This window comes from Halorubrum tibetense (assembly GCF_055396225.1).
In genome coordinates this window covers 553,180-565,448 of the sequence record NZ_AP043742.1, presented here as the reverse complement: position 1 = coordinate 565,448, position 12,269 = coordinate 553,180, and the positions used below count along the sequence as shown (strand labels likewise).

15 protein-coding genes are annotated in these 12,269 nt (G+C 66.5%); 6 read left to right on the top strand and 9 right to left on the bottom strand.

Annotation, left to right across the window (positions count from 1 at the left end; translation table 11 throughout):
- Positions 1–179 precede the first annotated feature (179 nt).
- The gene (locus tag ACZ5TV_RS02780; protein WP_379782595.1) at positions 180–1,358 is read left to right on the top strand and encodes an NAD-binding protein; all 1,179 of its coding nucleotides are present in this window, start codon (positions 180–182) and stop codon (positions 1,356–1,358) included.
- A 26-nt stretch (positions 1,359–1,384) separates the two neighbouring features.
- Here ACZ5TV_RS02780 and ACZ5TV_RS02775 read toward each other — a convergent pair whose 3' ends face one another.
- The 6 genes from ACZ5TV_RS02775 to sdhC form a co-directional block, all read right to left on the bottom strand.
- Positions 1,385–2,020, bottom strand: coding sequence for a uracil-DNA glycosylase (locus tag ACZ5TV_RS02775; protein WP_379782597.1), 636 nt, complete (start codon positions 2,018–2,020; stop codon positions 1,385–1,387).
- Between the two features lie 68 nt (positions 2,021–2,088).
- Complete coding sequence (locus ACZ5TV_RS02770; protein ID WP_379782599.1) at positions 2,089–2,316, bottom strand: TrmB family transcriptional regulator; 228 nt, start codon at positions 2,314–2,316, stop codon at positions 2,089–2,091.
- A 209-nt stretch (positions 2,317–2,525) separates the two neighbouring features.
- Positions 2,526–4,355 (bottom strand): FAD-binding protein, encoded by a 1,830-nt coding sequence (locus ACZ5TV_RS02765; RefSeq protein WP_464384078.1) that lies wholly within the window; start codon positions 4,353–4,355, stop codon positions 2,526–2,528.
- A gap of 59 nt (positions 4,356–4,414) precedes the next feature.
- Positions 4,415–5,308 (bottom strand): succinate dehydrogenase/fumarate reductase iron-sulfur subunit, encoded by an 894-nt coding sequence (locus ACZ5TV_RS02760; protein ID WP_379780196.1) that lies wholly within the window; start codon positions 5,306–5,308, stop codon positions 4,415–4,417.
- A 2-nt stretch (positions 5,309–5,310) separates the two neighbouring features.
- Complete coding sequence (locus tag ACZ5TV_RS02755; RefSeq protein ID WP_379780198.1) at positions 5,311–5,685, bottom strand: succinate dehydrogenase/fumarate reductase transmembrane subunit; 375 nt, start codon at positions 5,683–5,685, stop codon at positions 5,311–5,313.
- Between the two features lies 1 nt (position 5,686).
- Complete coding sequence (gene sdhC / locus ACZ5TV_RS02750) at positions 5,687–6,112, bottom strand: succinate dehydrogenase, cytochrome b556 subunit (protein WP_379780200.1); 426 nt, start codon at positions 6,110–6,112, stop codon at positions 5,687–5,689.
- A gap of 269 nt (positions 6,113–6,381) precedes the next feature.
- Between sdhC and ACZ5TV_RS02745 the strand changes: the two genes are divergently transcribed.
- The 4 genes from ACZ5TV_RS02745 to ACZ5TV_RS02730 all read left to right on the top strand — a co-directional run bounded on the left by ACZ5TV_RS02745 (position 6,382) and on the right by ACZ5TV_RS02730 (position 9,536).
- The gene (locus tag ACZ5TV_RS02745) at positions 6,382–6,576 is read left to right on the top strand and encodes a cold-shock protein (RefSeq protein ID WP_004046659.1); all 195 of its coding nucleotides are present in this window, start codon (positions 6,382–6,384) and stop codon (positions 6,574–6,576) included.
- Positions 6,577–6,727: 151 nt separating this feature from the next.
- Positions 6,728–7,498, top strand: a complete 771-nt coding sequence (locus tag ACZ5TV_RS02740; protein ID WP_379780202.1) for a TetR/AcrR family transcriptional regulator — start codon at positions 6,728–6,730, stop codon at positions 7,496–7,498.
- A 99-nt stretch (positions 7,499–7,597) separates the two neighbouring features.
- A complete protein-coding gene (locus ACZ5TV_RS02735) occupies positions 7,598–8,971 on the top strand; it encodes an MFS transporter (RefSeq protein WP_379780204.1) in 1,374 nt (457 codons plus the stop codon).
- Positions 8,972–9,059: 88 nt separating this feature from the next.
- On the top strand, positions 9,060–9,536 hold the full coding sequence (locus ACZ5TV_RS02730) for a 50S ribosomal protein L11 (RefSeq protein ID WP_379780206.1): 477 nt from the start codon (positions 9,060–9,062) through the stop codon (positions 9,534–9,536).
- A 109-nt stretch (positions 9,537–9,645) separates the two neighbouring features.
- Here ACZ5TV_RS02730 and ACZ5TV_RS02725 read toward each other — a convergent pair whose 3' ends face one another.
- Together ACZ5TV_RS02725 and ACZ5TV_RS02720 are read right to left on the bottom strand one after the other, a co-directional pair.
- Positions 9,646–10,215: a hypothetical protein gene (locus ACZ5TV_RS02725; RefSeq protein WP_379780208.1), complete on the bottom strand. Its 570-nt coding sequence runs from the start codon at positions 10,213–10,215 to the stop codon at positions 9,646–9,648.
- A 116-nt stretch (positions 10,216–10,331) separates the two neighbouring features.
- Positions 10,332–11,045, bottom strand: a complete 714-nt coding sequence (locus ACZ5TV_RS02720; protein ID WP_379780210.1) for a DUF4013 domain-containing protein — start codon at positions 11,043–11,045, stop codon at positions 10,332–10,334.
- A gap of 135 nt (positions 11,046–11,180) precedes the next feature.
- Here ACZ5TV_RS02720 and ACZ5TV_RS02715 point away from each other — a divergent pair, with 135 nt between their 5' ends.
- Positions 11,181–11,465 (top strand): transcriptional regulator, encoded by a 285-nt coding sequence (locus ACZ5TV_RS02715; RefSeq protein WP_379780212.1) that lies wholly within the window; start codon positions 11,181–11,183, stop codon positions 11,463–11,465.
- A gap of 70 nt (positions 11,466–11,535) precedes the next feature.
- Here the strand turns inward: ACZ5TV_RS02715 and ACZ5TV_RS02710 are convergent, their stop codons facing one another.
- Positions 11,536–12,177 carry a nitroreductase family protein gene (locus tag ACZ5TV_RS02710; protein WP_379780220.1) on the bottom strand — a complete coding sequence of 214 codons (642 nt, stop codon included), beginning with the start codon at positions 12,175–12,177 and terminating at the stop codon, positions 11,536–11,538.
- Between the last annotated feature and the right edge of the window lie 92 nt (positions 12,178–12,269).

Sequence of the window (12,269 nt, the reverse complement as noted above, 5' to 3'; positions counted from 1 at the left end):
GACTAGTTAAATCAGTACTGCCATCGGTGACGGGCAGTCGCCGTATCGACAGCGTGTCCGGCGCTCCGTCAGCCGCCCCCTCACCAGCGATCCGATCACCGGCGATACGTCACCGCCGTTTCGACTCCCGTCCCCACGTCCTCGGGAGGTTTAAGTTAGCGCTCGGTCACCGGGGCGGTATGGAGTGGAGTCGCGAGTGGGCGTCGGCACGCGCGTCCGTTGTCCTGACGTTCGCCGTTGCCGTCCTCTCGATCGTCGTCGGCCTGTTGCACATCGGCGGGTTCGGGGTCGAAGGACCGCTCACCCCGTACGTCCCCGATCTCGTGTTACGGACGGTCGGCTTCACCGGCACGATCACAGGGTTCGCGATGCTCGGCAGCGGGTTCGCACTGAAACGCGGCTATCGTGTCGGGTGGTACTCGACGGCAGTACTGCTCCCGCTGACCGCGATCCAGGGACTGATGCAGGCCTCGGTGTTCTCGCTCCCCCTCGTAATCCTCTCAGTCGTCTCCGTGCCCGCGCTGGTGGTCAACCGGGGGCGGTTCGACCGCGACTTCACCCCGTCCCCGACCCAGCTCGCGGCCGGCGCGGCGCTCGGGACCGCCATCGCGTACGGTACGGTTGGGTCCTACGCCCTCCGCGACGAGTTCGACGGTATCGAGACGATCGTCGACGCGTTCTACTTTACCGTCGTGACGGCCTCCACGGTCGGTTACGGCGATATCACCCCACAGACCGGTGCGGCCTCCGACATCGCGCAGCTGTTCGTCCTCTCCTCGCTCGTGATGAACGTCGCGGCGTTCGCGGTCGCGCTCGGGGTCCTCCTCACGCCCGCCATCGAGGCGCAGCTCTCCAAGGCACTCGGAAAAATGACAGAAAAACAGTTCGACCTCCTCGACGGCCACGTCCTCGTGTTAGGCTATGGGGACCTGACGGAACCGATACTCGAAGAACTCACCGACCGCGGCGGCGTCGACTTCGCGGTCATCACGACCGACGAGGCCGCCACGCGACGGCTCAGCGAGCGGGACATCCCCGTGCTCACTGCGGACCCGAGCGACGTCGAACCGCTCCAGCGAGCGCATATCGAGGACGCCCGCGCGGTCATCGTCGCGACCGACGCCGACGCCCGCGACGCGCTCGCGATCCTCACCGCCCGCCAGCTCAATCCAGGGGTCCGGATCGTCGCCGCCGCGACCCAGCGAGAAAACGTCAACAAGCTCCGGCGTGCCGGCGCTGATCAGGTTATCTCCCCCTCGACGCTCGGGGGACACATCCTCATCGACTGCGCGTTCGGTGCCGACAGCGACGATGCGACCGCGGACTCGCTCGGGGAGTCGTTCGGGTTGAACGAGTAGCCGTCCCGGTCACGACGTAGCGGACATCAGCGGCTCCGCCGACCCTTCGTCTGCCGATAGTCCCGGCTCAACACGTTCTCACGGAGGTGATCTCGAAAGGCGTTCGCCGCCGCGTCCGTCATCGTTCCCGGGTCACGCATCGGGACGAGCTCGAAGCCACGGCCACGGATCGTCGTCGCGTGTTCCGCCTCGATGTCGAACGAATCCGGTGATCGGGTCGTGTACTCGACGGCGAGCGATCTGAGAACCCGTTCGCCGACCGGAACGATGATCTGTGGGTTGATCATCCGTACTTCGGCGTTGAAGAAGGGCTCGCAGGTGACGATCTCTTCGTCTGTCGGCTCCCGTTCAGGGTGTCGACAGCGCGTGAGGTTCGTAAAAAAGACGTTCTGTACGTCGGGTTCGGCTGCATCCGGCTCGGACCGGACGAACCCGAGGTCCGCGAAGATCGACTGAACCCGTTCGCCGCCGCCCGCCCCGGTGAAGGGGACGCCGTTAGCCTCCGCGGCTGCTGTCGGGCGCTCTCCGACGACGAGGAACTCCGCGCCCACGTCGCCGTACCCGTGTACGACCGTCTCACGGACCGAACACAGGCCGGGACAGTTCTCACAGTCCGGGTCCATCCCGAACGGGTTCGCGAACTCCGTCTGGTTTGCGTCCACGACTTTACTGGGGCGGTCGTTGACCTAAACCCTACGGCGAGGCGTGAGAAATTGAGACGACGGACCGACTAGGTCAGGGTGTACGCGTCGCCGTCGCGGTCGATCATCCCCTGCTTTCGCAGGGTCTTCAGAATGCTGTACAGCGATATCTTCTTCATCCCGAGCGAGTCACACATGTCCGCCACCGTGGCGCTGTCGTTCGTCGTCAGGTACAGGTACACCAGCTTCGCGCGGGGAGACTGCAGCTCCGGCGGAAGCGCGGGAGCCGCCGAGTGTGCCGTCTCTGTCTCTAACATCTTACTCGACTCAATGCCTTCGACGATAATAAATCCCCCATTCAACGATCGTCGAAACACATGAAAACACGCGTATACCGCCCCAAACGGTTCGTATCAACGGATCCGGGCGGGAGCCGACGCCGGTTCACACGTCCGCAGGCCCCGAACCCCCGACCGGTTTCGACCGTCGACGGATACGGAACCGTGAACGATCCGGATCGACCGGTTCAGTACGACCGGACCTTCGGCTCGTACGTCTTGTTCTCGCCTTCGAGGATGGCGGGTTTATACCAGAGCTCGGGTTCGCCGTCGTTCCACGAGACGAGCGTGTGTTTTAACCAGTTCTCGTCGTCGCGCTCCTGACGCTCCTTGCGCCAGTGGGCACCCCGGAACTCCCGGCGCGCGAGCGCGCCCATCGTGAGAGCCTCGGCGATGTCGAGGATGTTTCGGGTCTCCATCGTGTGGATGAGGTCCGTGTTGAACGTCCGCGACGGGTCCGAAACGGCGACGTCCTTGTACGCCTCGCGCGCCTCCCGGAGGTCGCCGAGCGTCTCTTCGAGCCCGGGCTCCTCGCGGAACACGTTGACGTTGGCGGTCATCGTCTTCTGGACCCGCGACCGGATCTCAGCGTGGTTGCGCCCCTTCCGTGAGAGCAGCTCCTCGACACGATCACGCGCGCGCTCGACTTCCGCTTCGAGCACGCTCCCGGCGTCGGCTGCGACCGCCCCGCCGTCGGCGGCGGCGGGACCGCGCCCCCCAGTTTCGCCGACGGCGGTCTCGAACTCGTAGTCGGCGGGCTCCCACTCACCGGACTTCCCGGTCGGGATCTCCGCCTCGCCCATCTCCTTGCCGGCCGCGTGGTATCCGGCCCGCTTGCCGAAGACGATGAGCTCGGGGAGCGCGTTCCCACCGAGGCGGTTCGCGCCGTGGACGGAGGCGCAGGCGCACTCGCCGGCCGCGTACAGGCCGTCGATGACGGTCTCGCCGAACTCGTCGGTCTCGATCCCACCCATCGCGTAGTGTTGGCCGGGCTTGACCGGCATCGGCTCCGTGAGCCCGTCCGCGCCCTCGAAGTCCTCCGCGAGGTGGAGGATGTTCTCCAGCCGGTCGAGGATGCGCTCCTCGCCGAGATGGCGCATGTCGAGGTGGACGTACTCGTCCTCGATGCCGCGTCCTTCGTTGACTTCCGTCAGCTCGGCGCGCGAGACGACGTCGCGGGAGGCGAGCTCGCCGTCGTTGTTCGCGTAGCCGTGCTCGAACATGAACCGCTCCCCCTTATCGTTGTAGAGGATCCCGCCCTCGCCGCGGACGCCCTCGGAGATGAGGACGCCCGTCGACGGCAGCGTCGTCGGGTGGAACTGGATGAACTCCATGTCCTCCATCGGGACGCCCGCGCGGTACGCCATCGCGACCCCGTCACCGGTGTTGGCGACCGCGTTCGTGGTGTGATCGAACACCTGTCCCATCCCGCCGGTCGCGAGGATCACGCCACCGCTCGCGCGGAATCCGCTGATCTCGCCGCTCTGGATGTCGTAGGCGACGACACCGTGACAGGTCCGATCGGCGGGGTCCTCCTCGTCGGTGACGGCGAGATCCATCACGTGCCACTCGTCGTACACCGTAATCCCGCGTTTGACCACCTGCTCGTACATCGTGTGCAGCATCTGGTGGCCCGTCTCCGCGCCGGCGTACGTCGTCCGCGGGAACGACAGGCCGCCGAACGGGCGCTGTGAGACGCGGCCGTCCTCCTCGCGCGAGAACGGCATCCCCCAGTGTTCGAGCGTGATGACTTCCTCCGGGCTCTCCTGACAGAGTGCCTCGACCGCGGGCGCGTCCGCGAGGTAGTCCGACCCCTTCATCGTGTCGTACGCGTGGTCCTCCCAGGAGTCCGCGTCCCGGAGCGCCGCGTTGATCCCGCCCTCCGCCGCCCCCGTGTGTGAGCGGACCGGATGCAGTTTCGAGACGATGGCCACGTCGGCTCCCTCCTCTTGTGCCGCTATCGCCGCGCGGAGGCCCGCCCCGCCCGCGCCGACAACGACGACGTCGTGTTCGTACATGGTGTGATGTGGTATGATGATCCGTTGGTAGCGGAGTGCCTTGAGCGTGTCTCCGTGAACTACCAGAACTTCAGGTTGCTTTTGACTGCCTCGCGTTTCAGCTCCTGGATGTGCTCGGTGAGGGGGATGTCCTTCGGGCACACCTCCGTACAGGAGAACTGTGTCTGACATCGCCAGACGCCGTGCTCCTGTTCGATTATCTCCAGCCGCTTCTGTTTGATGTCTTCGCCCTCCCGCTCGTCCATGGCGAACCGGTACGCCTTGTTGATCGCGGCGGGACCGAGGTACTCGTTGTCGCCTGCAGCGATGTTACACGAGGACATACACGCGCTACACCAGATACACCGGGTCGACATCTTCACCTTCTCGCGGTTCTCCCGGCTCTGCCGCTGTTCCTCGAGCTCGCCGTCCGGCAGGTCGTTCGTCTGGAAGTACGGCTCGACCGCTTCCATCTGGTCGTAGAAGTGCTCCAAGTCCACGACGAGGTCCTTCGTCACCTCGGCGTGTGGGAGCGGCTCGATCCGGATCGGCTCTTGGAGCTCGGAGATCTGCGTTTTACACGCGAGTTTCTGGCCGCCGTTGACGAACATCGCGTCCGACCCACAGATCGCCTGCCGACAGGAGTGCCGGAAGGTGAGCGAGGAGTCGTACGTGTCGCGTGCGTACATCAAGGCGTCGAGCACGGTCATCCCCTTCTCGAAGGGGACGTGGAACGTGTCGAACCGCGGCTCCTGTTTCCCCTCGACGTCGGGGTCGTACCGGAACACGCGCAGTTCGATCGTGTGCTCGTCGGCGGCCGCCTTCTCGGCCTCCTCGGCCTCGCGCTGTCGACGCTTCTCGTCCGCGCGCCGGCGCTTCTCGGCGCGACGTTCGTCCCCTTTGGAGGGGATCGTCTCGGTTTCCGCCTCGGTCTCCTCGGTTTTCTCGGTCTGTTTCGGTATCTGTGTGCTCATTGTTAGAACAGCGGGAACCCTCCCGCCCACGCGTTCGCGGTCCGGATCCCCTGGAAGATCAACACGGCGCTCGCCGCGATGAGCGTCCACTTGATGACGGTTCGTTTGGTGCCCGACAGCCCCTGGTTCACTAAGGCGTTGTACACGCCGTTGACGCCGTGGAACGTCGCCGTCAACAGGAACAACACCATCAGCGAGTAGTAGCTCAGCGTCTCCATCCGGGCCTCGCTCGCGAGGAACGACACCTCGTCGGCGTGGTTGACGAAGTGTAACAGGAAGAAGTGGAACGCGAGCACGACCAGCAGGAACACCGCGGTGACCCGCTGGAGGAACCACATCGTCCCGCCCTGTTGGAACGAGGAGTAGCGCTCGGCCATCTCAGAACGCCCCCGCGATGAACGTCGGCACCGACGCGACCGTGATGGCCCCCGTCAGGATCAGCGACGCGTAGAAGCTCTTGTCCTGTGACTCCAACCCGACTCCCAGATCCACCAACAGCAGACGAGTGCCGTTGAGCATGTGGAAGACGGCCACCGCCAACAGCCCGACTTCGAGGACGCGTACGAGGAGGAGCTCCTCCAGCGTCACGATCGTCTGGGTGTACACGTCCGCTTCCGCCATCAGCGTCGCCTCCGACGCCCCGGCCGCCGGAATGGCGGTGCTCAACACGGCGATATGCGTGAACAGGTAGCCGATGAGCACCCATCCAGTAAACTTGTGGAAGATCCAGGCCCACATCCCCGCCTCGAACTCCCGCCACCGGCCGAAGTCCTCGATGAGGCCTCGATCGTACGACTGACTCATACGAATGGGTCCGTACTGGGGTCGTATAGTAGTTACTACCACGGCCGGCCGGAGGGTGTTCGTCCTTATCCTCGGGTGGTCCTCGACCGGGTCCGTCCCCCGCGTCGCTGACGGTCCGTCCCCCGCGTCGCTGACGGTCCGTCCTCCGCTTCGCTGACGGTCCAGCCTCCCGGTTGATGGTCGAGCGGCGCTCGATCCGTGGTATATCTTGGCAAGCAGAGCCCTCTCGCGGAAGTCTTTTATGTACTCCTCTCGCCTGTACTGACGCAATGGCGAAAGGCGAAGTCGACTTCTTCAACGACACTGGCGGCTACGGATTCATCGAGACTGACGACGCGGACGAGGACGTTTTCTTCCACATGGAAGACGTCGGCGGCCCCGACCTGGAGGAAGGTCAGGAGGTCGAGTTCGACATCGAGGAGGCCGACAAAGGCCCCCGCGCGACGAACGTCACCCGTCTGTAAGACGTCTCACTGAGACTCGGTTGTATCGGCTTTTCGACCGCACCTATCACCGTGAGCGGCAGCGCCGTTTCGGCGACCCGGAGCGCCCGGAACCGGTCGTCCGAGCCCCGACCAATAGGAATTTACCGATCGCTGACTGACCAGTCAGTTAATGAGCGATCAGCCGAGCGCGGCCGATGAGATCATGGACGGGGTCTATCGCGCGCTCCGCGCCCACGGCTACGCCGACCTGACGATGCAGGATATCGCCGACGAGTGCTCGAAGAGCAAGTCGCTGTTACACTACCACTACGACACGAAGGAGGACCTGCTCGTCGCGTTCCTCGAACACATCATCACGGACTCGGCGGAGCGGATCGAGGCGCGCGCGGACGACCCCCCGACGGAGCGTCTCGTCGGGCTCCTCGGCTGGTTCGTCTTCGGTGCCGACGAGGTCGACCGCGAGGCGTTCCACATCGCCCTCCTCGAGCTCCGGACGCAGGGTCCGTTCAACGACCGGATCCGCGAACAGCTCGTCCGGAGCGACCGGCTGCTGCGAGGCACCGTCGCCGAGATCATCGAGGACGGTATCGATGAGGGCGTGTTCCGTGAGGTCGACGTCGAGGAGACCGCGGCCCTCATCGTCGCGACGATCGACGGCGCGCGGACCCGACAGATCACGCTCGGCCGGAGCGACGACCGGCCGGCCGAGCCGACGTACACTCGGACCGTTGCGGAGGCAACCATCGATCGCGTCGTCGGCCCGATCCTCGCCGAGGACGTCGAACTCCCGCCTCTCGAGGAGGGGATCGACGAGATGACTCGGGATCGGGATCGTGCCTCTACCGGCAACGGTAGCGGTAACGAGCACGGAGAAGACGGTAACGGGAGCGAGATCGGTGCCAAGAGCGAGACCGGGGACGACGACGGCGACGCGGGATGAGTGCTCCCACGGTTCTCGGCGTAACTGTCTCCATCCTCGGCGCGAGCTTCCCGCCCCGCAGCGCAGCGAGTCCGCCGCCCGTCGGAGGGGTGTACTGAGATGGCGTGGCTCGGTTTCGACCGCCCGCCGACGGTCCTGCTCGCGGTCATCGCGAGCACTTTCTTCGTCGGGTTCGGCGGCGGGGTCGTCTTCCCGATCCTGCCGAACCTCGGAGCCGTCCTGGGGATCTCGGCGTTCATGGTCGGGGTCATCCTCTCCGCGAACCGGTGGGTCCGGCTCGTCGCCAACGCGCCGGCCGGAGCGCTGGTCGACCGGTACGGGACCCGAAAGCCGTTCGTCTACGGCCTGCTGATAGAGGGGATCGCGACGTTCGGCTACGTGATCGCCCTATCGATGCCGCCCGCGGCGTCGCTTCGATGGCTTGCGGAGGCGCTTCCGGTCATCGCGATCGGATCCTTCGTCGTCGGTGCCGACGAGTGGTTCCTGTCGGTCGCCTTCCTCGTCGCGCCCGAGACGTGGTTCGTGCTTGCGCGCGTGCTCTGGGGACTCGGCTCCGCCGCGGTGTTCGCGACCGCGTACACGATCGCCGCCGACGTGTCCGACAGCGGCGACCGTGGGACGAACATGGGGGTCGTCCGCGGCGGGATCACCATGGGGTTCCCGGCGGGGTTGGTGCTCGGCGGCGTCGTCTCCTCGCTGGCCGGCAACGTCGCGGCGTTCGTCGTCGCCGCCCTGTTCGCGCTCCTCGCGAGCGTCGTCGCCTACCGGCTGGTCCCCGAAACGCACGTGACGACCGCCGGCGAGCGGGCGTCGGTGAAGCCGTGGGACGTCGACACCTCGGTCCCGGCGATGACCGTCGGGCTGGTCAACTTCGGCCTGATGTTCGCGTACATCGGGGCGCTGTTCGCTACCCTGGTCCTCTTTTTGGGCGCGAACGACATCTCGCTGTTCGGGCTCGACGAACAGGGGACCTCCGGCGTGTTCATGGCGGGAACCGTGATCGCCGCCTCGGTGTTCATGCTCGCCGGCGGGCGGTTCTCCGACACCCGCGACTCGCGGACACCGGTGCTCGTCGGGTTCCTCGTCGTCTCGTTCGTGGGATTCCTCCTCTTGGCGCGGGCGGGATCGACGGTGGATCTCGCGCTCGCGTGCGTCTTCATCGGTGCCGGACAGGGCGGAACCAGCGGCCCCATGATGGCGCTACTGGCCGACCTCACGCCGGACGAACGGATGGGACGGGCCTCGGGAACGAACAACGTCCTCGGCGACGTGGGCGGGGGGCTCGGCCCGATGATCTCCCTGCCGCTCGTCGAGACGGTCGGGTTCACGCCGATCTACGTGGCGTGTGCCGCCGTCCCGCTTCTGGCCGGCGGCGTCCTCCTCGTCGGCGTCCGTCGTGAGACGGGGACGTTCATGCCGGGACGCATCGCGAGCGACGCGGGATCGACGGAGCCTCCGACCCCGGACGCGTGAGTGGTCCACGACACCGCCGTGTGCGAACGCCTCGCGCCCGCTGGGCGAAAGAACAACCGTTAAAAGTCGCCGCCGGGTCCGTACGGATATGGCTGGAACTATCGAAGCGCTCGTCCCCGGCGGGCAGGCCAACCCCGGTCCGCCGCTCGGCCCGGAGCTCGGCCCGACGCCGGTGGACGTGCAGGACGTCGTAAGCCGGATCAACGAGGAGACCGCCGCCTTCGACGGGATGGAAGTCCCCGTCACCGTCGAGTACGAGGACGACGGCTCCTTCACCATCGAAGTCGGTGTCCCACCGACGGCGGAGCTGATCAAGGACGAGGCCGGCTTCGAAACCGGCTCCGGCGAACCCCAGACGGAGTTCGTCGCGGACATGTCGATCGAACAGGTCAAGAAGGTCGCCGAGCAGAAGTCGAGCGACCTCCTGTCGTACGACACGAAGAACGCCGCCAAGGAGGTCGGCGGCACCTGCGCCTCCCTCGGCGTCACTATCGAGGGCGAGGACGCCCGGACGTTCGACGACCGCGTCGACGCCGGCGAGTACGACGACGTTCTCGAAGCGTAGCGCGACGGCTCCGCCCCGCGCTAGCGTCGTTCCGTTTTCCACGGTCGTTTCGGCCCCGTGTTAGCTTCGGTTCCGGTTCCGTTTCCCAGACGTGTCCAGTCCCGACCGGTCAGTCACCCCGCCAGTCGCGGTGCATCGCCGCGGCCAGCGCGAGCCCGGTCGACTCCCGGTCGGACGCGCCGACGTGCGGGTTCTCGTACTGGAGCGCGCCGAGTGCGTTCGCGTCCCGGAACAGTACCCGGAGGTCGGACTGATCATCGGTGATGCCGCCGAGACTCTCGACCGCGATGGGCCGTTCCTCGTACCCCCACCCGTCCCGATACGGGCTTTCGTCGAACGCGGTCCGAGCGCGCCCGACTTCCTCGAAGAGCCAGACGCCGCTCGTGACGGTGCCGGACTCCTGATGGAACGTCCCCGCCTCCTCGTCGAACGGGACCCACTGGTTCGCGGCGTGGGCGTCGCGGACCAACGACACGCCGTCGGGGTCGGCCGTGCTCCACCCCTCTCGGACGGTGTCGTCGAGCCGTTCGCGCGATAGCAGGAGCTGCTCGGGAGCGATGTCGAGCGGCGTCCCGTCGTCGCCGTCGGTCGCGATCCCGGTTCCGTCGTCGGTACAGCCGGCCAGCGGTCCGATGGCGAGGAAAGCCCCGGCCGATCGGAGGGCGGATCGGCGGTTCATGCGCGGGCGTACGGTCCGTGGCGGGTAAACGATGTGGTCGGGTGGTCCGGGACGCTCCGGTGGGTCCTGTAACGCCTCTCACCGGCGTTTGTCCCCGATCGGAGCGGCGGAACCGTTCAGACGACCGGGCGCTCGACGGGGCCCACACCGTCCTGCTCGGCCGCGACGGGTCGCACGTCGGCCCAAGTGTGACCGACGATGTAGTAGGCGGCCACGACCGCATAGAACTGGACGAAGACGCCGGCGATCGTCCCGAGTACGGGGACGACGGAGAGCACGCCGATAGCGAGCGAGCCGGCCAGGATCACGGCGAACGCGTAGAGCCACCCGACGGCGTATGCCTTCTTGGTGATCACGGTCCAGATCGTCGCGAGCGCGAACCCGTCGCTGACGCGACCGGTCCCGGCGTAGTTGGACAGCGCCGCGGGCGTCACGTACACGCCCGCGATGGAGACGGCGAACGCAACGAGCGTGAGAGCCACCACCAGCGTTCCGCCGACGATCCCGGCGAGCGCGCTGTCACCCCCACCGATCAACACCGCTCCGACGCCGAAGACGCCGACGACGGCGAGGGCGACGAGCGGGACGACCGAGTAGACGAACGTGACGACGAACGCCTTCACGCCGTCGACGAGGAGGTCGCCCCAGTCGTCGAACACCGGCGGCTCGTCGACCCCGTCGGTGGTCCGGCGAAGAACGCGCATCAGATACCCGAGCACGAGGAACACCGGGATCAGGAGGGGGCTCAAGAGGAGCAACACCCCGCCGATGGCGGTCGTCTTGATCCCGTCGTCGCTGTCTCGAAGGTAGCCGAGCGATGCTGATATCATCGTGAATCCCACGTACGTACGCGCCGTGAGGTATTAAATCGATGCGAGGACGCCGAGATCCGGGTGTTCGCTTCGGAGCCCGCCCGTCGTCGTTCGCTCATCGCCTTTTTATCCCGAACGCCCGGAACGACGGGTATGCCGGATCTCCATCCGATCGCCAAACGGATCCACAACGTCCAACCTCGACCCGTACGGCTCGAACTCGACTCCGGGGAGACCGGGGTGTTCGAGTTTTCCTCGACCGAGTTCTTCCAGCGCGAGTTCCGCGGCGAGGGGACGCGCGTGGACGACGACGTCGACGCCGCGTTCCGACTGATAACCTCCGACGACTACGAGCGCGTCCTGCTCGGGCGGTCGGGCCCCGACGAGGACGGGTGGTCGATGCTCGGCGAGATCGTCTCGGCGGAGTCGACGGAGTGAGCACGCCGCTTTCGTGATCTACGGGCGGGGTGGCCCCGAGGGGTCCGCCGTCCGAACCGTTCGGCTCGAATCACCGCTCGTCGTCGCCGAAGGTCTCGAAGTGCGTCACCTCCTCGACCGGGCGACGGAACTTCCGGGGGAGGGTCTCGTCGGTCGCGTCCGCCGCGGGGTACCCCATCGTCAGCAGCATCACCGGCTCGTACCCCTCCGGGACGTCGAACTCCGAGACGAGGGCATCGGGGTCGAACCCGCCCATCGGACAGGTGGCGAGTCCACGCTCGCGGGCCGCGAACATCAGCGTCATCGCCGCCAACGAGCTCGAGGTCGCCGTCCACACGCGTCGCTCAGACTGCGCCTGCTCGGCCATCCGTTCGATCGACTCGCGGGTCGACACCGCGCCATCGGGGTCGCGGTACCCTTTCTCGACTTGATCGTCGAGCACCCGGTCGACGTGTGCCGTCGGGTCGCGGTTCCCGAGAAGGGCGATCGCCACCGGCGCATCGGTCACGTGCGGCTGCCCGTACGCGACCTCCTGCAGGCGCTCGCGATTCCGATCCTCGCACACGACGAGGAACTCCCACGGCTGGAGGTTGTAGCTGGAGGGTGCGAGCGTCGCCTCACGAACGACCGCTTCGATCGTGTCGCGATCGACCGGCTCGTCGGCGTAGTCGTGTACCGATCGTCTGGCCTCGACGAGGGCAGTAAAATCCATCATGGGTCGAACGGTCCGGGGACGTTTGAGGCGACGGATGCCGGACCGGGTTGCCGCCGCCGCCGACCGATGAGGAGGTGCCGCCGTCGACG